Raw genomic sequence first — 19237 nt, forward strand, 5'->3', positions numbered from 1 at the left:
GGGCCGCCTCGTCGATGACATCGTCGTCGACGAGGACGAAGTCGTCCAGCGATCCGCGCAGGATCCCCTGCGGCAGCGGGTACCCCGTGGTGGTCGCCAGTCCCGAGGCGCGGGTCGTCGCCGGCGCGGTCTCGATGGTGCCGCTGCGCCAGGAGCGCCAGCCCGCCGGCGCCGCGGCCGACTGCACGCCCACGACGCGGGTCCCGGGCGCGAGCGCGTCGCGGACCAGGCAGGCGCCGGCCGCGCCGGTGCCGCTGCCGATCGGCACCAGCACCGCGGCCAGCGGCACCGGGAGGTCGGCGGCCTGCCGGAAGAGCTCGAGGTACGCCGTCGCGTGGCCCAGCACGATGCGCGGGTCCGTGGGGCACACGAAGGTGGCCCCGGACCGCGCCGCGAGCTCGCGGGCCGCCGCACCGGCCTCGCCCAGGGTCTCGCCCCGGACCACGACCTCGGCGCCGAGCGCCGCGACCGCGTCCTGCTTGACCGCCGGGGCGGTGGACGGCATCACGATCGTGGCGCGTACGCCGGCCAGCCGGGCGCCGTACGCCACCGACTGCGCGTGGTTGCCGGTCGAGCAGGTGACCAGGCCGTGCTGCTGCTCGGCGTCGGTGAGGGTCGAGGCGAGGTGCACGCCGCCTCGGACCTTGAAGGAGCCCGTCGGCAGCACGTGCTCGTGCTTGACCAGGACCTCGGCGCCGACGGCGGCGTCGAGGAGCGGGTGCGACTGCAGCGGGGTGGCCGGGAGCTCGCGGGCGACCACCTCGGCGGCGCGCAGGACGTCGTCGTAGGACAGGTCGGGGAGGTCGGGGAGGTCGGCGGCCATGCGCCCATGCTCCCGGTCGGAGCACCTATCGGTCCAATAGTCTTCATCGCTCGAAATCATCGATGCCGTCGATCTATGCTCGACGCCATGATCGACCTCCGCCGGCTCGAGGCCCTGGTGGCCGTCCACCGCACCGGGTCCGTCTCCGCGGCTGCTGCCGAGCTCCACTACGGCCAGCCGACCATCTCGCACCACCTGCGCCGGCTGGAGGCGGAGACCGGCGCCGTGCTGCTGCAACGGGTCGGCCGCGGCGTGCGGCTCACGCCCGAGGGCGTGCTGCTCGCCCGGCGCGGCGAGGAGGTGCTCGGCCTGCTCGCGCGCGCCGAGGCGGAGCTGGCCGCGGCCACCAGCCTGCAGGCCGGCCGGGTCCGCCTCGCGGCCTTCCCGTCCGGCTCGGCGACGCTGGTGCCGGATGCGCTGGCGCTGCTCGCCGACCGCCACCCCGGGATCGAGCTGGAGCTGACGGAGGCCGAGCCGCCCGAGGCCTACGAGCTGCTGCGCGCCGGGTCGGTCGACCTCGCCCTCACCTTCGCCTACCCCGACCAGCCCGAGCCGGAGCAGGTCACCTCGGTGCCGGTGCTCGACGACCCGCTCCACCTGGTGACGCCGGCCGCCGCGGGCCCCGGGCCGGGCGCGGTCGACCTCGCCCGGTGGGCGGACCAGCCCTGGGTGACCGGCTGCGAGCGCTGCCGGCGCGAGCTGCTGGCCTTGTGCGCCGACGCCGGGTTCACGCCCGCGATCGCGTTCGCCAGCGACGACTACGTGGCGGTGCAGTCGCTGGTCGCCGCCGGGCTGGGCGTCACCGTGCTGCCCGGGCTCGCGCTGCGGGCGCACCAGCACCGCGGCGTCGCCACCCGCGAGCTCGCGGCGCGGCGGCACGTCCAGCTGTCGACGTACGGCGCTCCCCCGCGCCCTGCCGCGGTCGACGCCGTCGCGGCGGCGCTCACCGAGGTCGCGGCCGGCGCCTGAAGCGTCAGGACCGGCGAGCGGCCTCGATCTCCTGCCGCTGCGCCAGCCGGTGCGCGCGACGGATCTCGGCCTCGCGCATCCGGCGGTGGTCGTCCTCGGTCTCCGGCTCGAGCGCCGGCACCCGGCGGGCCCCACCCGCACTGTCGATCGCCACGAACACGAAGTAGGCCGACCCGATGTGGCGCAGCTCGGTGGTCGCGTCCCAGGGCTGGGTCTCGATGCGGACCCCGATCTCCATCGAGGAGGTCCCGACCCAGTTGATCTGGCCGAAGGTGCGCACGATGTCGCCGACCCGGACCGGCTCGAGGAAGGCCATCTCGTCGAGGGCGGCGGTGACCGCCGGTCCCCCGCTGTGCCGCTGCGCGACGACGCCCGCAGTGGAGTCGGCGAGCTTGATGATCTCGCCGCCGTGGATGTTGCCGAGCAGGTTGGCCTGGGCCCGCGACGTCACGCTCGCCAGCTCGATCCGGGAGTACGACGGTGTGCGTGCCGCCACGATCTCGTCCACCCCCAAACGGTAGCGTCACGGGCATGGCAGGACGCGGCGACGACGACGGCGACTTCGACTGGATGTACGGCTCGGGTCCCGACCGGGGCGGGGACGACCCCGAGCCGACCCGCCGCCTGCCCGTCCAGCCGCGCGGCGGCGTGTCGCCTCCGCGGAAGCCGGACCGCCTCCCACCGGCCCAGCAGTACGGCGCCACCCCCGAGCCCGACGGCCCGCCGCCCCCGCCGCCGTGGGCGCCGCGGCGCAGCCGCTGGAAGCGTCCCGGCACGTGGGTGCGCCTCGTCCTCCTGCTGCTCGTGGTGTGGCTGGTCTTCCTCGTCGCGGTCCCGGTCTTCACGTGGACCAAGGTCGACAAGGTCGACTTCGAGCCGAAGGGCGAGCGGCCCGGCGACCAGCCCGGCACGACGTACCTGCTCGTCGGCAACGACTCGCGCAAGGGCCTGTCGAAGGAGGAGCGCCGCAGGCTCAACACCGGTGACTTCGAGAGCGAGCTCACCGACACGATCATGCTGCTGCACACCGGCGACGGCCCCACCACGCTGGTGTCGATCCCCCGCGACTCGCCGCTCGAGATCCCCGGCCACGGCCGGTCGAAGGTGAACTCGGCGTACGCCAAGGGCGGCACGCCGCTGCTCGTGCAGACGCTCGAGCAGGCCACGGGCCTGCGCATCGATGGGTACGTCGAGATCGGGCTCGGTGGCCTGGTCGGCGTCGTCGACGCCGTCGGTGGCATCGAGATCTGCCCCAAGCAGCGGATCCGCGACCGGCCCGCCGGCCTCTTCGTCAAGAAGGGCTGCCAGGAGGTCGACGGCGCGACCGCCCTCGCCTACTCCCGGGCCCGCAAGTACAGCCCGATCTCCGACCTGGCTCGCGTGCAGCAGCAGCGCGAGGTGGTCGCGGCGGTCGGCGACAAGGTGCTCTCGCCGTGGTCGGTCATCAACCCGGTCCGCTACTGGCAGCTCAACAGCGCCGTGCCCGACTTCTTCCGCTTCGGCGAGGGCATGGGCCCCTGGGACGCCGGGCAGTGGGCGCTGGCGATGACCGACAAGGGCAAGTCCTGCACCGTCCCGCTCGCGGGCGGCGACGCGACGTGGGACGACGAGCGCGCCCAGCAGCTCTTCGACATCATCGCCGAGGACCGCACCGACGACATCACCCGCAAGCTGTGCACCCCCACCGGCCTCCCGCCGCAGTAGCCACCGAGGAACCGACGTGTACGAGACCCTGACCTGGGAGGTCGACGCCGACGGCGTGGCCACCCTGGCCCTCCACCGCCCGGACGCGCTCAACGCCTTCGACCTGACGATGGCGCGCGAGCTCGAGCAGGTCTTCCTCACCGACGCCCGCGACGACGCGGTCCGCGCGGTCGTGGTCACCGGTGCGGGGCGGGCGTTCTGCGCGGGGATGGACCTCAGCGCGGACGGCAACGTGTTCGGGCTCGACGAGTCGCTGCGACCCACGCCGGAGCAGTTCCGTGCGTCGTACGACGAGGAGCCGTTCGACACGGGTGTGCGCGACACCGGCGGCAAGGTCACGCTCGCCATCCACGCCCTGCCGAAGCCGGTCATCGCCGCGATCAACGGTCCGGCTGTCGGCATCGGCGCGACGATGACGCTGGCGATGGACATCCGGATGGCGTCGGAGAAGGCCCGCATCGGCTTCGTGTTCGGGCGGCTGGGCATCGTGCCCGAGGCCTGCTCGAGCTGGTTCCTGCCGCGCATCGTCGGGATCCAGCAGGCCCTGGAGTGGGTCTACTCCGCCGAGATCCTCTCCGCGGAGCAGGCGCTGGCGGGCCGGCTGGTGCGCAGCGTGCACGCGCCCGAGGACCTGCTGCCGGCGGCGCAGGAGCTGGCCCGGTCGTTCGTGAAGGACCGGTCGCCGGTCGCGCTGGGCCTGGCCAAGCAGATGCTCTACCGCAACAGCGCGGCGGCGGAGCCGCTGGAGGCCCACCTCACCGACTCGCTGGCGATGTACTGGACCTCGATCGGCGACGGCAAGGAGGGCGTGGCGGCCTTCCGGGAGAAGCGGACGCCGCAATTCACCTCGAGGGCGTCCGAGCTGCCCCGGCTGACCTGACCGGCCTGCCGGGGCGGGGGGCGGTGGGCCGACGGCTCACATCGCCATGAAGAGGATCTCCTCGCGGGAGTACTCGCGGCCGGGGTGCTCGGCGGCCAGGTGCGCCTGGACCTTCTCGACGAGCTCGTCGTCGGTCTCGCCGCGCAGGGTGGTGTCGCAGGGGCAACGCAGAGAGGGCATCGGAACCTCCGGAGGGTCGGTCGGGTGACGACCACTCCACTGTAGGCGGGAGCAGCGTCGGGAGCAGGCGGAAACGACTCCGGCCGCCCGAGGGCGGCCGGAGCGTCGTACGTGGTGCAGCGTCAGGCGGTGGCGCCCTGCTGGCGACGTCGGCCGTAGCCGACCCCGGCGGCACCGGCGCCGACGAGCGCGGTGCCCAGCAGCAGCCACATCAGGTTCGGGCCACCCGTGCCGGGCAGGCCGCCGTCGTCGCCGTCGTCGGGAGCACCCGCTCCGAGGCGGAACGCGGTGCTCGCGTCGGAGGGGAGGAACAGGCCCGCGTCGTCGGGCGTGAACGCGGCGGTCGCGATGTAACGGCCCTGCGGGAGCGCAGGACCGGTGACGGCGACGGCCTCGTCGACGAAGTGCACCGTGGTGGTGAACAACGGCGCAGCGGCGACGGCGCGCGCACCGCGGGCGGTGCTGGACGCGGCGAGGACCTGGACCTTGATGTCACCCTCGGGCGGCGTCGGGTAGTTGGCGCTCGCGCTGACCTCCAGCTCGACCGGCTTGCCCACCTGCGCGTCGACGACGACGATCTGCGTCTCCGTCGGGATCTTCGGTGTGTACGGCTCCGCGGACGCGGTCGTCACAGGCGCCACGGCGACTGCGACGGACAGCGCGGTGAGCGCGACGAGCTTTCTCAGCACTACTTCCTCCTAGAGCCTTCCCCATGCAACGACCCGGCTCGTTACCCCATGACGGGAAGTGCGTTGCGCTTGATCCTAGTGGGTCAGCCGCGATTCGTGGGAGAGGTCTCCACCAGATGGCCGAAAACCACGGAGCGGTTGTCGGTGTGGAAGATCTCCGAGCACGTCAGCAACGTGATGATGTGGTCGTTCGGCTTGCCGTCGACCCGGGCCGGTGGTTCGGTCCCTCCGGAGGGGTTCGCCGGCGACTCGTCGAGCACCCAGGTCTGGGTGAAGGGGATGATGAGGTCCTCTCCCCCGCTGTCCAGGACGTAGGTGTAGGTCGCGGCCCGGGTCTCGACGATGACCTCGTCGCCGGGCTCGAGCTCGGGGAAGTCGGCGAACGGCTCGCCGTGCGTCACCCGGTGCGCGGCGAGGGCGTAATTGCCGGCGGCACCCGGCTCGGCGGTGTCCTCCATGTGGCCGACGCCGGCGGCGAGGACCTCGTCGGTCGAGCCCTCCAGCACCGGCACGGAGTAGTCCTTGCCGAACCGCGGGATGCGCAGGATCGCGCTGGCGTTGCCGAAGTCCGTGCGCACGACGTCCTGGCCGTCGGTCCAGCCGTCGAGCAGCGAGCTGCGCACCTCCTCGTGCTTGCGACCGGACTGCCAGTTGGTGCCCCAGAACTGCCAGGCCACCCACGCGAGCACGGCGAGGCCGGCGGCGATCAGGCCGCAGCCGAGCCAGAAGGAGATGCGGCGCCGGGGCGAGGCCGGCTGCGTGCCGTCGGCGTCGGGGTCCACCGGACGGCGGCGGCGTCGGCGGACGCGGCCCGCGTCCCCGGACTCCTCCGGTGCGTCGACCTGCGGCATGCGTGTCCCTCCTGAAGTCCCGGATCCAGCTCCCACACCATCCAACGGCATGCTGCCGCCGGCGTCACGGGATCGGCCCGAAACGCGGGACGCCGGGCCGGGTGCTCAGGCGAGGCGGGTACGGCGGCTGCCGCCCGCGAGGCCGCCGCCGGCCACGACCAGGCCGAGCCCGGCGAGGAGCAGCCACAGGTGCGGGCCGCCGGTGTTGGGCAGCGCGCCGGGCTCGGTCACGCCGCCGGTGTCGTCACCGCCGCCCCCGCCGACCCGGAGGACGGCGGCGTTGCGGCACCCGACGAGCTCGGCATTGTCCGGGGTGAAGGCCATCGTCACCCGGTAGCGGCCGCGGGGCAGCTCCGGCCCGACGACCTCGAGGGGGGTGCCCTCGTAGCGCACGGACCGCGTCCAGACGACCGCGCGCGGCGCGACGCGGGCGGCCCGCGCGGCGCGGGCGTCCACCGTGGAGACGGTGAGGGCGACGGTGCCGACCTCGGGCACGTTCGAATTGCTTGCCACCTCGATGACGAGGTGCACCCGCTGGCCGACCGCCACCTGAGGTGCGTTGATGTTGCAGCTCGACGGGAAGGTGGGCGGGTAGTCGTCGGTCCCGGCCGCGGCCGTGCCAGCCGGCACGAGCAGCACGACGACCGTCGCGAGGGCGGTGAGCAGTCGGCGCATGGGCCCCATCTCCGGACGTGATGAACGGTGACCCCGACCCGAGCGGGGGCGGCTTCGACCGATCAACCGCGCGCCGCGACGAGAGTTACGTCACGACCACGAGTTTTGTTCTCTGATCCGGTCAGCCGGACGCGACGAGGGGCCCGGCGCACGTGCCGGGCCCCTCGTGCTGCGCGTGATCGCCTCAGGCGGTCACTTCTTGAGCATGAAGTCCGCGCTGGCGGGCGCCCAGAAGCTCGGGTCGCTCACGCGGACCCGGTACTCCCCGGCCGACAGGGCGGCACCCTGGTTGGTCTGCGCCGCCTTGGTGGACAGGTTGTAGATGTACTGCGCGTCGGTCGCGGACCAGCGCATCGCTAGCCCGTTGGTCGCCGGCGCGGACATCGACTCCTCCATCACGCCGCCGGAGGTGTCGGCCCCGATCTTCGCCAGCGAGACCGTCGGGGTCACGGAGGTCACGTCCGCGCCGTCGCAGCCGGTGACCCGGATCTTGACCGGGATGGTCGAGCCGATCTTGAAGGTGCTCTGCGAGCCGTTCGCGTTGATCGGCTGGAGGATGCCGCTCGGGGTCACCTTGGTGGCGAAGTCCGCGCTGTCGCTGCCGGTGCCGCCGTCGTCGTCGGTGACGGTGACGGTCGCGGTGAAGGTCCCGTTGCCGGCGAAGGTGTGCGAGGCGCTGAAGCCGGAGACGGCCGGGTCGACCACCTCGGTCGAGCCGTCGCCCCAGCTGATCGTGGCGGCGTGCGTGTCCGCGGTGCCCGGGTCGGTGAACGCCGTGGTCAGCTCGGTGGTGCACGCCGCCGTCGCGGTGGACGAGGCCGTCACGGACGGCGCGACGTTGGTCGCGCCGTACCCGAAGGAGAGCTCCGCCGTGGCGTGCTCGCCGTCGGTGGCGGTCACGGTGACCGTGCCCTCGGCGACGTCGTCGTCGGTCGGGAGCGACCAGGCGAAGGTGCCGTCGCCGTTGTCGGTGAACGAGCCCGGGGTGCCGGCCGCCACGCTCAGGGTGAGGGTGTCGTTGCCGTCGGCGTCGGTGAAGGAGCCGCTGGCCGTCAGGGTGTCACCCTCGAGGCCCTTCGCGCCGTCGGCGTCGAGGTCGCCGGCCGCGGGAGCGTAGGAGTTCGGGTCGCACAGGTCGCCCAGCGCGTCCCCGTCGGCGTTCGCCTGATCAGCGTTGGAGACGTCCGGGCAGTTGTCCTCCGCGTCGGGGACGCCGTCCCCGTCGGCGTCCGCCACCTCGACGTCGGCGGGCACCACGACGAGCTTGAAGGTCGCGCCCGAGGTGCTGAAGTCGTCCTCCTCCACGCCCGGCTGGGCGGTCAGGCCGGTGACAGGGAACGTCAGGGTGACCTCGCCCGGCGTGGACGGGGTGAAGGTCAGGCTGCTGCCACCGCAGCCCTGGCCGAAGGTCACGTTCGCGGGCAGGTCGGCGATGGTGACGGCCGGGGCGGACTCGAGGGTCCGCGCGACGCCGAGCACGAGCTGGCTGCCGCTGCCCGACAGGTTGCAGCCGTTGTCCCGGTTGTCGTCGGGATCGTCGCCGGTGGGCTGGATCTCGAGCCCGACAGTCACCGGTGACCCGGCGACTGCCGTCAGCGTCTTGATCCCGCCGTTGCTGACGAAGGCGGGGTGCCATGCAGAGATGTCGTCGGCGGACGCCATCCCGGCGAGTCCGGCCGACAGGCCCAGCGCCCCCACGGCGCCGAGCGCGAGCATGCGCTTGTTGATGATCACGGGGTGTCCCTCCGGTGCGGGCCGCCGGGAGAGGAGGCGGCCGGTCCGCCGCGGGCCCCTGCCCGCGGCTGGAAAAACGTCGCACCCGGACGTCCCCCGCATCCGGCACTTCGATCGATCACATCGGATCCGAGGGAGGCCGCACCGGGTCGTCCGGTGGCGACACCGGCGTCGCCCCGCGGCGACCTCCCGGCCGATCCCGCACGGGTCCCCCACAGCTCGTTCCGCGCCTAGCGTGGAGGCCCCACCCCGACGGAAGGACGCACCGTGGCAGCCACACCGCACGACCGCCCCGACCACGACGGGCGCGGCGAGCCCGACGACCCGACGTTCCTGAACGGGACGGAGCAGCGACGGGTGCTGGACGGCCTCGCGGCGCTCGTCGAGGGGCACTACGTCTTCCCCGACGCCGGACGGGCGCACGCGACCCACCTCCGGGCGTTCCCGGCCACGGACCGGGTCGTCGCGGCGGACCGGTTCGCCCGCCGCCTCACCCGGCACCTGCGCGAGCGCGACCGCCACTTCACCGTGACGTGGGGCGAGCCGGAGCGCCTCGAGCTGGTCGCCTCCCGGCCCGACGTCGGACCGGCGATGGCCGTCGAGCGCCACGGCGAGGTCGGCGTGCTCCGGGTGACTCGCTTCGACGACCTCGACGACCCGGCCTCGGCGGCGCTGGCCCGTCGCTCGCTGGCCGGGCTCGCCGGCGCCCGCGGCGTCTTGGTCGACGTGCGCGACAACGACGGCGGCTGGCCGTCGATGGTCGAGTACCTGCTCGCCCCGTTCACCGGCCCCACGCCGGTGCACGTGGTGACCTTCCGCAGCACCGGCCACCCCGACCTGGTCGCCTGGACCCGCCCCGACCCCGACGCGCCACGCCTCGACGACGTGCCGGTCGTCGTACTCGTCAACCGGGGCACGGCCTCGGCGGCCGAGAGCCTCGCCTACACGTTGCGCACCCTCTCCCGAGCCACCGTGGTCGGTGGTACGACGGTGGGCGCGGCCAACCCGGTCGAGCTCTTCGCCGACCGCTCCGGCTTCCACGTCTACGTGCCGACCGGAGCACCGATCGACCCGCGCACGGGCACCAACTGGGACCAGGTCGGGATCGTGCCGGACGTCGCCTGCGACGACGCCGACGCCCTCGACGTCGCGCTGCGCGCACTCGCCAGCACCGAGGCGACCTGACCCACCCCCTCGTCGAGACGTCACTTCCGGGACGTCGAGACGTCACTTCCGGGACGTCGAGACGTCACTTCCGGCACGTCGAAACGTCACTTCCGGCACGTCGAAACGTCACTTCCGGCACGTCGAAACGTCACTTCCGGCACGTCGAGACGTGGCTTCGGGCATGTCGGTTTCTCGCCACCGACACGCGCGACGTCACCGCCGCGGTCGGACGACAGCCTGACCACCCGACGCGCCGGAAGTCACCAGTCAACGGGCCAGAGGTGACCAGTCAACGCGCCAGATGTGACGTCTCAACGCGCCACAGGTGACCACTCAACAGGCCAGAGGTGACGTCTCGACGGGCCGGTGGGTCAGCCGTGGTCGTGGTCGTGGTCGCCGTGGTCGTGGTCGTGGGCGGCGAGGTCGGGGGCGTCGATGGTGCGGCACACCGAGTCCTCGGTGCCGGGGGCGACGACGAACTGGCCCATCATCCCCAGGTCCTCGTGCCGGAGGATGTGGCAGTGGTACATGAACGGGCTGTCCGGGTCGGTGTCGGGGCCGAACTGGACGGCGAGCCGGGCGGTCGACCCCTCGGGCAGGTGCACGGTGTCCTTGCGCCCGGTCTCCCACGGTTGAGGTGGTACGACGTCGCGGTCGATGACCGTGAAGGCGCAGCCGTGCACGTGGAAGTTGTGCACCTCGTAGGTGTTCTCGACCTCCCAGACCTCGACCGCACCGGCGGGCACGACCTCGTCGATGCGCGTCATGTCCATCTCCTTGCCGTTGATGGCCGAGTGGCCGTKGRGCGCGARGCGGCGGACGGTGGCGCCGGCCGGCGGCACCACGGGGGCCGCTCCCCCGAGCGCGGTCGGCACCGCGGCTCCCGGCCGGGCGTCGGCTGCCACCCGGACCTCGAGGAGGTCGAAGTCGCCCTGGTCGATCGTGGCGCTGCCGGCCTTCGTCGTCATCCGGACGACCTCGCCGGGCTCGAGCTCGACGACGAGCTCCGCCCGCTCGGCCGGGCCGAGCCGGAGCCGCGAGAGCCGGACCGCCTGCGGCAGGAGGCCCTGGTCACCGGCGACCACCGTGAACTCGCGGTCGTCGGCGAAGCCGAGGTTGTAGAGCCGGGCGTTGGAGGCGTTGAGCACCCGGAACCGGACGACGGTGCGGCTCACCTCGACGTAGGCGCCCATCGTGCCGTTGACGAGCATGTCGGTGCCCATCTGGCCGTAGCTCGCGTCGGTCTCGAAGGGCATCGACCCGTCGTCCTCGATGGTGCGGTCCTGCAGGATGCAGGGGAGGTCGTCGACGCCGTACTCGGCCGGCAGGCTGAGGGCGGCGGCGTGGTCGTCGTCGACGACGATGAGGCCGGCGACGCCGCTGAAGACCTGGCGGGCGGTCTGGCCGTGGGTGTGCGGGTGGTACCACTGCGTGGACGCCGGGTTCTGCACCGTCCAGCGGGGCGACCACGTGGCGCCGGGCGCGATCGGCTGGTGCGGTCCCCCGTCCATCCGGGCCGGCAGGTGCATGCCGTGCCAGTGCAGCGTGGTGACCTCGTCCAGGGTGTTCACCACGTCGAGGCGCACCTGCTGGCCGGTCCGCACCCGCAGGGTCGGACCGAGGAAGCTGCCGTTGACGCCGCACGTGGGCGTGCGCGTGCCGGGCAGGATCGCGGTGGTGCCCCGCTGGACGGTGAGCCGGACCGGACCGGCGCCGACCCGCACCTCCTCCGGCACCCGCAGCGGGCGGAGGGGACGCCAGGCGCGGCGCGGCTCGGAGAAGTCCGCACCGCACGCGGGCAGCGCCGAGACCGCTGCCCCCAGGCCGAGCACGCCGAGGAAGCGCCGGCGACCGAGCACCGGCCCTGCGAGGCTCACCGCCGGCTCCCGGCCGGGACCGGTCGGGCCGGCTCGCGGCGCATGAACCACGTGCGCACGCCGAGCACCTCGTGCTCCCGGACCACGTCGAACCCGAACCTGCGGTAGAAACCCACCGCCTCGGGGCGGTCCGTCTCGAGGTGGCCGACCAGGCCGGCCGCGTCGAGGTGCCCGACGTGGTGGGTCAGGAGGGCGTGCCCGATGCCCTCGCCACGGCGCCCGCGGTCGACCGACACCGGGCCGAGGTGGACGTGGGGCTCGGCGGGGTCGTGCGCCGCCCAGCCCCGGCTCCAGGCCACGAGCCGCACGGCCACCCGCGGTCCGAGTGCGGCGGCACACCCCACCAGCGCCAGCCGGGCCGCCGGTCCGGGGCGGCAGTGGCCCGGCGGCGCGGCGGCGGCGACCCCGACCAGCTGTCCGTCGCGTACGGCGGCGTCGACCGTCGTCGCAGGCGACATGGACAGCAGCACCCCCATCAACCGGCCGTGTGCTCGCTCCCGGCTCGCGTCGTCACCGCCGTAGACGGCCACGTGCATCGGGTTGTCGGCCATGCCGCGCCCCAGCAGCGCGGCCGCGTCGTCCAGCTCGTCGACCTCGAGGGGGCGGACCTGCACCCGCTGCCGAGGCCGCTCCGTCGCCCGCTCCGTCCCTGGCTCCACCTGGTGTCCTCCTTCGTCGTCAGGCCACCGACGGTGGCCTCGTGAGTGGTGTCCCGGACACCTCGCCCGCGCGACAGCCGGGTCGCCGTCGGGCGACACGCGGCAGCGACCGCGGACGGTCGTCGCGGTCGACGGCGCCGGCCTAGGTTGCCGGCCATGTGCGCACCGAACCGCCCACGCCGGGGCCTGGCCTGGCCTGTCGTCGCCGGTCTCGGCTCGCTCGGCCTGCTGTGGCCCGTCCTGCGCCTGGCCGGCTTCGAGTCGGTCGCCGGCGGCTTCGGGACGGCGCTGGCGGCGTACGGCGCCACGCTCGTCGTGTGGGTCGCCGTGGCCGGGCTCGGGGGCGTGCCGCGGCCGGTGGCCACCCTCGCCCTTGCCGGCGTCGTGCACGGTGCCCTGCTCGGGACCTGCACGGTCGTGCTCGACCTCGGACACGTCGACCGGTTCGGCGAGGGGGCGCTCGTGCTCGTCGTCGAGGTGGGCCGCTCCGCCGGCCTCGGTGCGCTCGCCGGGCTCCTCGCCGAGCAGGTCCAGGCCCGGCGACGCGGCTGAGCGCGGATGTCGCCCCGGCCCGGTGCCGGTTGTCGCCCCGGGGCGTACGAGCGCCACCGGTCCCTCGCCTAGCGTGGCGCCATGACCAGGCCGCCCTCCCCCACCACCGCTTCCCTCCCCGGTACGCCGGGTACGACGGTCCGCCGGGCCCGCGCCGACGACGCGGGGGCGGTGTCGGCGCTCGCGCTGCGCTCGAAGGCCCACTGGGGCTACCCGCCCGAGTTCCTCGAGCAGTGCCGGAGCGAGCTCACCTACACGCCGGAGCGGTGCGCGGCGGGATCGATGTGGGTCGCCGAGCGGGACGGGGAGGTCGTCGGCTTCCACCTCGTCGCCGGTGACCCGCCGGAGGGCGAGCTCGAGGCGCTGTTCGTCGCACCCGAGCACATCGGCACCGGGCTGGGCGGCCTGCTCCTGCGCCATGCGCTCGTCGTCGCGGCCGGCCGGGGGTTCCAGCGGCTGGTCCTGGAGGCGGACCCGCACGCCGAACCGTTCTACCGGCGCCACGGCGCGGTCCCGGAGGGCCACGCCACCAGCCCCTCGACAGGCCGGCAGCTCCCCGTCCTCTCCTTCCGGCTACCGGCTCAGCCGAGCAGCGACTCGCCGAGGTAACCGCCGTCCCGGCAGCCCGGGAGGATGGCGTACAGCCCGCTGCCGGTGTGCTGGACGAACGCGTTGAGCCGGTCGGACTCCGCGCTGCGCAGCTGGGCCGCGACGAACTGGTTGTCCGGGTCGTTGCCGTAGGCGCAAAAGAGCAGGCCGGCGTCGAGGTCGCCGTGGCCGCCGTGGTCGTGCTCCGGCGTCCCCGGCGCGTGGTCGTGCCCGTCGTCGGCCGGTGCCGTCGGGTCCGGCCGACCGCCGGCGGAGGCGATGAGCTGGCCGTAGTCGTAGCTGTAGCCGCGCCGGTACATCGGGGCCCCGCGCACGCGGCGGATGTGCGCGTCGACCGGGATGACCGGCTGGCCGTCGTCGGCCAGCGCCCCGTAGTCGGGCTCGTCGTGCTCGCGCCGGCCGGTGAGCGGTGCCCCGTCGGAGCGGCGCCGGCCGATCACCTCGTCCTGGGCGCTCCGCGGCGAGAGGTCCCACTCGGCGGTGCGCATCCGGATCTTGCGGAAGGCCAGGTAGGTGCCGTCCGCGAACCAGTCGGGCTCGTCGTCGAGGGCCCAGACGGTCGCGTCGAACTCAGTGGTGCCGGGGCGCGGGTTCGCCGTGCCGTCCTTGTGGCCGAACATGTTGCGCGGCGTACCTCCGTCAGGCGGTGCGCTGAGGAACCCCGACTGGGTCCACCGGACCCGGGCCTGCCCGGGCAACCTGGCCCGCAGCGAGCGGTAGGCCCAGCTGACGACCTGCGCGTCGTCGGCGCAGAGCTGGAGCAGCAGGTCGCCGCCGCACCAGCGGGGGTCGAGCGCGTCACCGGCGAACTCCGGCAGCGGTCGCAGGCGGCGCGGCGCGGGGGCCGTGCCGGGCAGGGCGAAGACGTCCGGCCCCAGGCCGACGGTCACCGTCAGCCGCTCCGGCGGGAGGCCGGTCGCGTAGTCCGTCGGGACCTCGGCCCCGTCCGGGAAGAGCGGCGAGTCGGGCGGGTCCTCGCCACGGGTGATCCGGGCGATGGTGGCCGACAGGTCCTGCAGCAGGCGACGCAGGCCCCCGGCGTCGGGGACGGTGAGGTCGGCGGCGACGAACATCGCGCACCGCTGCGGCGGGGTGTCGATCCCCGCCTGGTGGGCTCCGGCGAACGGCACCACGCCGCTGCCGGGCTCGCGGGGTCGGGGGTCGGCGAGGCCGCGGGCACCGAACCAGCCCGCCGCGGCAGCACCCCCGGTGACGGCCGTGGCCCCGAGGAGGCGCCGCCGCGAGACCGTCCCCCGCGTCCGGTCCGGCTCGGTGCGCTGCGTGCCCGCGTCGTGCGGGCGGCGGTCGGGGCTCATGCCGGCTGCTCCTTCCGGTCGCGCAGGTCGTGCGAGGGGTACGACGCCTCGCCGCCTGGTGGTCGTTCGACGGTGAGGTGCGGGAGGCGCCGGTCCAGCGCAGCGGGGAGCCACCAGGCCCGGTGGCCGAGCAGGCCCATCACCGCCGGCACCAGGACCATCCGCACGACGGTGGCGTCGAGCAGGACCGCGGCGGCCAGGCCGAAGCCGAAGAGCTGCAGCTCGCGGCTCGAGCCGAGCACGAAGCTGCCGAAGACGCACACCATGATCGCCGCCGCGGCGGTGATGACCCGGGCGGTGCGCGCGAGTCCCTCGGTGACCGCGGCACCGGGGCCGAGGCCCTGGTCGTGGACCTCGCGCACCCGGGACAGCAGGAACACCTCGTAGTCCATCGACAGCCCGAAGACGATCGCGATGAGCATCATCGGCGCCCAGGCCTCGACCGGCGCAGCGGCGCCGAGGTCGAGCAGGTCGACACCCCACCCCCACTGGAAGACGGCGACGACCGCGCCCAGGGACGCCGTGATCGAGAGCAGGTTGACCACGACCGCCTTGACCGCGACCAGCAGGCCGCGGAAGACGACGAGCAGGAGCAGGAAGGCGAGGCCGAGGACGACGCCCACGAAGACCGGGAGCCGGTCGGCGGTGTAGTCGGCGAAGTCGACGGCGGCAGCGGTGGTCCCGCCGACGTGCACGGACGTGCCGTCGCCGACGGTCCCCGGGACGTGCACGTCGCGGATGCGGTGCACGAGCTCGGTCGTCGACGCGGACCTCGGACCGGTCGTGGGGATGACCTGGCTGACGACGGCCGTGCCGTCGCCGACCACCGCCGCGGGGGTCACGTGGGCGACGCCCGGGTCGTCGCCGAGGGCGGTCACGAGCTCGGACAGGACGGCCGGGTCGTCGGTATCGGCAGCGACCACCAGTGGGCCGCTGGTGCCGGGACCGAAGGCGTCGGCGAGCAGGTCGTAGGCGCGGCGCGCGCTGTCGGACGTGGGGCGGGTACCGGCGTCGGCGAACCCCAGCCGCAGGTCCAGCGCCGGCACGCTCAGCACGACGAGCAGCGCGGTCGCGGCCAGCGCCCACGGCAGCGGGCGCCGTCGCACGAGCCGGCTCCACCGCCGGGCCAGGGTGCCTTCCCCGCCGGGGGTGGTCCGCCGGCGCAGGCCGAAGCGGTCGATGCGGTCGCCGAGGAGGCCGAGCATCGCCGGTAGCAGGGTCACCGCGGCGAGCATCGTGACCAGCACCGAGGCCGCGATGCCGAGGGCGACGCCGGTGATCACCGCGAGGTCCATCAGCACCAGCCCACCGGAGGCGATCACGACCGTCGTACCGGCGAACAGGACCGACCGGCCGGCCGTGGCCTGGGCGAGCGCCACTGCGTCCACCGGCGCGGTGCCGGCCGCCAGGGCCTCGCGGTAGCGGGTCACCACCAGCAGGGCGTAGTCGATGCCCACGCCGATCGCGATCATCGCGGCGACGGGGGCCGCGAAGGCCGGCATCTCGACGACGTTCGCACCCAGGCCGACCGCCGCCACGCCGCTCACGGCGCCGACGACGCCGACGACGATCGGCAGCCCCATCGCGAACAGCGAGCCGAACGCCACGACGAGGACGACCACCGCGGCGAGGATGCCCACCACCTCGCTCGGCGGTCCACCTTCCTGCTCGGCCTCGAGGAGGACCCCTCCGACCTCGACCTGGAGGTCGGCACCCGCGAACCGGTCCCGCACGGCCGCGAGCTCGTCGGCGACGTCGTGCAGGTCGTCCGCGGTGAGGTCCGGCAGGACCACGCTGGTGTAGCCGGTCCGCCCGTCAGCCGAGAGCTGGTGGTCGCCCCGGGGATCGAGGGGGCCGACCACCGTCGCCCCGGGAAGCACCTCGCGCAGCTGGCCGGTGGCCGCCTCCACGGCGTCCCGCACCGGCCCGCCGGTGAGCGGGTCCGCGGCGTGGAAGACCACCTGCGCCTGGTCGCCGCTGACCTCGAGGCCGGCGTCCGCCAGCAGGTCCAGCGCCGCCTGGCTCTCCGACCCGGGGAGTGCGTAGTCGTCGCTGGCAGCGCCGCCCAGGGCCCCCGAGGCCGCGACCAGGCCGACGACGAGGAGGACCCACGCCGTCACCACCCGTCCCCGATGTACGACGCACCTGCGTGCCCACGACTCCATGGCTGCTCCGTTCCGACGGTGAGTGATCGCCGGGACCGTAGGCAGGGCGCCGGGCGCGGGCCGTCCGTCCGGAGGCGTCACCCGGGTCGCCCGCCGGCGCCCCGGCTGTCGCCCGGGGGCGATGCGGTCGACGTCGTGGTGCGCCTACGGTCGGGGCATGGCACCGACGGCAGAGCAGCAGGCCGCCCGCCTCCGCGGCGTCCTGGGTGCGGAGGTCGCCCCCCACGACCGCGGCGGCGAGAGCCGCACCTTCCGCACCGGCGACGGCGCGCTCGTGACCGTCGGCCTCGACTGGCCGCAGGTGCGCCGGGAGCCGTGCGACGTCGAGCGGGAGTGCGGGTTGCTGGCCGCGGTCGCCCGGGTGGTCGCCGTCGCGGTGCCGGAGGTGGTGGACCGGGTGCCGGACGAGGGGCTGGTCGTGGTCCGCGACGCGCTCGACAGCCGCCAGCAGGCCGAGGCGGCCGCCTTCCTGGCCCGGCCGGCCCCGGAGCCGACGGACGACCTCTGCTTCACGCACAACGACCTCGGGGTCGAGCACGTGCTGGTCGACCCTGCGTCCCGGCGCGTCACCGGCGTCATCGACTGGTCGGACGCGGCGGTGACCGACCCCTCGGTGGACCTGGCCCGGCTGCTGCGCGACCTCGGTCCGGACGCGCTCGACCACGCGGTGCGGGTCTACCGCCAGCACGGCGGCGACCCGGCGCCGCTCCTCCCCCGTGTCGGGTTCTACGCGGTCTGCGGGCTGGTCGAGGACCTCACCTTCGGGTTGCTGGAGGCCCGCCCGGCGTACGTCGACAAGAGCCTCCGCCTCTGGGACGCGGTCGTCGGGCCCGTGCTCGCCGGCGGGTAGCCGTCAGCGCACCAGGCCGGACCGGTGGGCGATGACCACCAGCTCGGGCCGGTCGCGGGCGCTGAGCTTGGCGAGGATCCGGCTGACGTAGGTGCGCGCCGTCGCCGGGCTCAGGTGCAGGGCGGAGGCGATCTCGTCGTTGGTCTCGCCCAGGCCGACCCGGGTCAGCACCTCCACCTCCCGCTCGCTGAGCCGGTCCAGCCGCGGGTCGGGGGACGCCGTGGCGCGACCGGTCGAGACGAGGTCCATCAGCCGCTCGGTCACGGCGGGCGAGAGGGGGCGCGCCCCCCCCCCCCCGCGGGCCCCCCCCCCGCCGCGGGGCCGGGGGGGGGGGGGGGAGCCGCTCCCCGCGCCCGGCGCGGACCACCGCGTCCCGCAGCTCCTCGCGCGGCGTGCTCTTCAGCAGGTAGCCGCTGGCCCCGGCCCGGATCGCCTCGACGATGTCGGCGTCGTCGTCGAAGGTCGTCAGCACCACCACGTGGACCTGCTCGAGCCGGTCGTCGGCACGGATCTGCCGGGTCGCCTCGATGCCGTCCATGACCGGCATCCGGAGGTCCATCAGGACGACGTCGGGGCGGTAGGTGCGGGCGGCGGCCACGCCGCTCCTGCCGTCCGTCGCCTCGGCGAGCACGCGGATGGTGTCACCCCGGGTCAGCAGCGCACGAAGGCCGGCGCGGACCAGGTCCTGGTCGTCGACGAGGACCACCGTCGTCATGTCGTCACCTCCAGCGGGGTCAGCGGGATCGTGGCGCGCACGCAGAAGCCGGACGGGACCGGGCCTGCGCTGAACCGGCCGCCGAGCAGGTGGGTCCGCTCCCGCATCCCGCGGATGCCGTGCCCGACGGGGTCTGCGCGGTCTGCACGGTCTGCGCGTTCTGGGCGGTCCGGGCTTGCGGGCGGCAGGTCGCCGGCGGTGTCGTTCTCCACCACGACCCGGACGGCCGAGCCGGACTCCTCGACCCGGACGAGCACCTGCGAGGCCGAGGCGTGCCGGACGACGTTGGTGATCGACTCCTGCACGATCCGGTAGACGGCGGCCTCCACCGTGGGCGACAGCGGCGAGCGGACGTCGACGACGGTGCGCACGTCGATGCCCGCCTGCTCCGCCGGCCGGGTCGCCGACCCGAGGTCGGCGATGCGCAGCGGCGAGCGCTCCGGCGGCCCCTCGCGGCGCAGGCTGGTGACCGTGCGCCGCAGGTGGTCGAAGGTCGTCGCCGTCGTCTCGGAGACCACCGCCAGGGCCTGCCGGGCTGCCTCGTCGTCACCGGCCGCCGCGGCCTCCTCGGCCACCTCGGCGTGCAGATTGATCACCGTCAGCGCGTGCCCCACCGAGTCGTGCAGGTCGCGCGCCACCGCGAGGCGCTCCGTCACCACCTGCTGCTCCGCCTCGCGCTGGTAGCGCTCGGCGACCAGCCCGGCGATCTCGTCGGCCTGGCGCCGCAGCGCGCGCCGCGAGCGCACACCGTCACCGAGCGCGATCGCGCCGGCCAGGATGATCGCGTGGCTGGGCAGCTCGTAGCCCACCACGTAGGCCGGG

General features: G+C 74.5%; 20 protein-coding genes and 1 pseudogene. 7 read left to right on the plus strand and 14 right to left on the minus strand.

The features are described 5' to 3' along the window. A partial coding sequence (locus L615_RS21365; protein WP_186449969.1) for a threonine/serine dehydratase occupies positions 1–823 on the minus strand: 823 nt, incomplete at its 3' end. A gap of 87 nt (positions 824–910) precedes the next feature. Here L615_RS21365 and L615_RS21370 point away from each other — a divergent pair. Beyond that, positions 911–1792, plus strand: coding sequence for a LysR family transcriptional regulator (locus L615_RS21370; protein WP_028653996.1), 882 nt, complete (start codon positions 911–913; stop codon positions 1790–1792). A gap of 4 nt (positions 1793–1796) precedes the next feature. Here the strand turns inward: L615_RS21370 and L615_RS21375 are convergent, their stop codons facing one another. Next, entirely contained in the window at positions 1797–2300 is a 504-nt protein-coding gene (locus tag L615_RS21375; RefSeq protein WP_145724527.1) for an acyl-CoA thioesterase, read from the minus strand. A gap of 23 nt (positions 2301–2323) precedes the next feature. On the opposite strand from L615_RS21375, the gene L615_RS21380 reads away from it, so the two are divergent. Together L615_RS21380 and L615_RS21385 are read left to right on the plus strand one after the other, a co-directional pair. Beyond that, entirely contained in the window at positions 2324–3496 is a 1173-nt protein-coding gene (locus L615_RS21380; protein WP_145724528.1) for an LCP family protein, read from the plus strand. Positions 3497–3512: 16 nt separating this feature from the next. Then, complete coding sequence (locus tag L615_RS21385) at positions 3513–4376, plus strand: crotonase/enoyl-CoA hydratase family protein (protein ID WP_145724529.1); 864 nt, start codon at positions 3513–3515, stop codon at positions 4374–4376. A gap of 36 nt (positions 4377–4412) precedes the next feature. Here the strand turns inward: L615_RS21385 and L615_RS21390 are convergent, their stop codons facing one another. The 5 genes from L615_RS21390 to L615_RS21410 form a co-directional block, all read right to left on the minus strand. Further along, entirely contained in the window at positions 4413–4556 is a 144-nt protein-coding gene (locus L615_RS21390) for a DUF1059 domain-containing protein (RefSeq protein ID WP_084254848.1), read from the minus strand. A gap of 122 nt (positions 4557–4678) precedes the next feature. Beyond that, positions 4679–5245 (minus strand): hypothetical protein, encoded by a 567-nt coding sequence (locus L615_RS21395; RefSeq protein ID WP_028653992.1) that lies wholly within the window; start codon positions 5243–5245, stop codon positions 4679–4681. A gap of 83 nt (positions 5246–5328) precedes the next feature. Then, positions 5329–6096 carry a class E sortase gene (locus L615_RS21400; RefSeq protein WP_186449761.1) on the minus strand — a complete coding sequence of 256 codons (768 nt, stop codon included), beginning with the start codon at positions 6094–6096 and terminating at the stop codon, positions 5329–5331. A gap of 105 nt (positions 6097–6201) precedes the next feature. Further along, complete coding sequence (locus tag L615_RS21405; protein ID WP_186449762.1) at positions 6202–6771, minus strand: LPXTG cell wall anchor domain-containing protein; 570 nt, start codon at positions 6769–6771, stop codon at positions 6202–6204. Between the two features lie 192 nt (positions 6772–6963). Then, positions 6964–8505: a PxKF domain-containing protein gene (locus L615_RS21410; protein ID WP_145724532.1), complete on the minus strand. Its 1542-nt coding sequence runs from the start codon at positions 8503–8505 to the stop codon at positions 6964–6966. A 267-nt stretch (positions 8506–8772) separates the two neighbouring features. Between L615_RS21410 and L615_RS21415 the strand changes: the two genes are divergently transcribed. Next, complete coding sequence (locus L615_RS21415) at positions 8773–9690, plus strand: S41 family peptidase (protein ID WP_145724533.1); 918 nt, start codon at positions 8773–8775, stop codon at positions 9688–9690. A 353-nt stretch (positions 9691–10043) separates the two neighbouring features. On the opposite strand, the gene L615_RS21420 is transcribed toward L615_RS21415, so the two are convergent. Continuing rightward, positions 10044–11549, minus strand: coding sequence for a multicopper oxidase family protein (locus L615_RS21420; protein ID WP_222430651.1), 1506 nt, complete (start codon positions 11547–11549; stop codon positions 10044–10046). Further along, positions 11546–12208 (minus strand): N-acetyltransferase, encoded by a 663-nt coding sequence (locus L615_RS21425; RefSeq protein ID WP_145726411.1) that lies wholly within the window; start codon positions 12206–12208, stop codon positions 11546–11548. Before L615_RS21425 ends, L615_RS21420 begins: the two co-directional genes overlap by 4 nt. 156 nt (positions 12209–12364) lie before the next feature. Between L615_RS21425 and L615_RS21430 the strand changes: the two genes are divergently transcribed. Continuing rightward, entirely contained in the window at positions 12365–12760 is a 396-nt protein-coding gene (locus tag L615_RS21430) for a hypothetical protein (RefSeq protein WP_028653986.1), read from the plus strand. Positions 12761–12841: 81 nt separating this feature from the next. Further along, the gene (locus L615_RS21435; protein ID WP_145726412.1) at positions 12842–13369 is read left to right on the plus strand and encodes a GNAT family N-acetyltransferase; all 528 of its coding nucleotides are present in this window, start codon (positions 12842–12844) and stop codon (positions 13367–13369) included. Here L615_RS21435 and L615_RS21440 read toward each other — a convergent pair. Continuing rightward, positions 13342–14685 carry a Dyp-type peroxidase gene (locus L615_RS21440; RefSeq protein WP_145726413.1) on the minus strand — a complete coding sequence of 448 codons (1344 nt, stop codon included), beginning with the start codon at positions 14683–14685 and terminating at the stop codon, positions 13342–13344. The genes L615_RS21435 and L615_RS21440 overlap by 28 nt on opposite strands. Then, positions 14682–16805, minus strand: coding sequence for an MMPL family transporter (locus tag L615_RS21445; protein ID WP_186449970.1), 2124 nt, complete (start codon positions 16803–16805; stop codon positions 14682–14684). The genes L615_RS21440 and L615_RS21445 overlap by 4 nt, the downstream gene beginning before the upstream one ends. A gap of 202 nt (positions 16806–17007) precedes the next feature. On the opposite strand from L615_RS21445, the gene L615_RS21450 reads away from it, so the two are divergent. Then, on the plus strand, positions 17008–17700 hold the full coding sequence (locus L615_RS21450) for a phosphotransferase (protein ID WP_222430652.1): 693 nt from the start codon (positions 17008–17010) through the stop codon (positions 17698–17700). Between the two features lie 3 nt (positions 17701–17703). Here the strand turns inward: L615_RS21450 and L615_RS24630 are convergent, their stop codons facing one another. The 3 genes and pseudogenes from L615_RS24630 to L615_RS21460 all read right to left on the minus strand — a co-directional run. Further along, positions 17704–17964 (minus strand): LuxR C-terminal-related transcriptional regulator, encoded by a 261-nt coding sequence (locus L615_RS24630; RefSeq protein WP_315897800.1) that lies wholly within the window; start codon positions 17962–17964, stop codon positions 17704–17706. 160 nt (positions 17965–18124) lie between these two features. Beyond that, positions 18125–18415, minus strand: a pseudogene (locus tag L615_RS24635) (response regulator transcription factor); the annotation flags it as partial. After that, on the minus strand, positions 18412–19237 hold an 826-nt coding region (locus L615_RS21460; protein WP_145726416.1), incomplete at its 5' end, for a sensor histidine kinase. The pseudogene L615_RS24635 and the gene L615_RS21460, both read right to left, overlap by 4 nt.

It is taken from the genome of Nocardioides sp. J9 (assembly GCF_007829375.1).
Lineage (GTDB): Bacteria > Actinomycetota > Actinomycetes > Propionibacteriales > Nocardioidaceae > Nocardioides.

What these genes read in the sequence shown, in the direction of transcription:
- L615_RS21370 (WP_028653996.1), top strand. Translation starts at nt 911, where the DNA reads ATGATCGACCTCCGCCGGCTCGAGGCCCTGGTGGCCGTCCACCGCACC.
- L615_RS21380 (WP_145724528.1), top strand. Translation starts at nt 2,324, where the DNA reads ATGGCAGGACGCGGCGACGACGACGGCGACTTCGACTGGATGTACGGC.
- L615_RS21390 (WP_084254848.1), bottom strand. Translation starts at nt 4,556, where the DNA reads ATGCCCTCTCTGCGTTGCCCCTGCGACACCACCCTGCGCGGCGAGACC.
- L615_RS21400 (WP_186449761.1), bottom strand. Translation starts at nt 6,096, where the DNA reads ATGCCGCAGGTCGACGCACCGGAGGAGTCCGGGGACGCGGGCCGCGTC.
- L615_RS21405 (WP_186449762.1), bottom strand. Translation starts at nt 6,771, where the DNA reads ATGCGCCGACTGCTCACCGCCCTCGCGACGGTCGTCGTGCTGCTCGTG.
- L615_RS21430 (WP_028653986.1), top strand. Translation starts at nt 12,365, where the DNA reads ATGTGCGCACCGAACCGCCCACGCCGGGGCCTGGCCTGGCCTGTCGTC.
- L615_RS21435 (WP_145726412.1), top strand. Translation starts at nt 12,842, where the DNA reads ATGACCAGGCCGCCCTCCCCCACCACCGCTTCCCTCCCCGGTACGCCG.
- L615_RS21440 (WP_145726413.1), bottom strand. Translation starts at nt 14,685, where the DNA reads ATGAGCCCCGACCGCCGCCCGCACGACGCGGGCACGCAGCGCACCGAG.
- L615_RS21450 (WP_222430652.1), top strand. Translation starts at nt 17,008, where the DNA reads ATGGCACCGACGGCAGAGCAGCAGGCCGCCCGCCTCCGCGGCGTCCTG.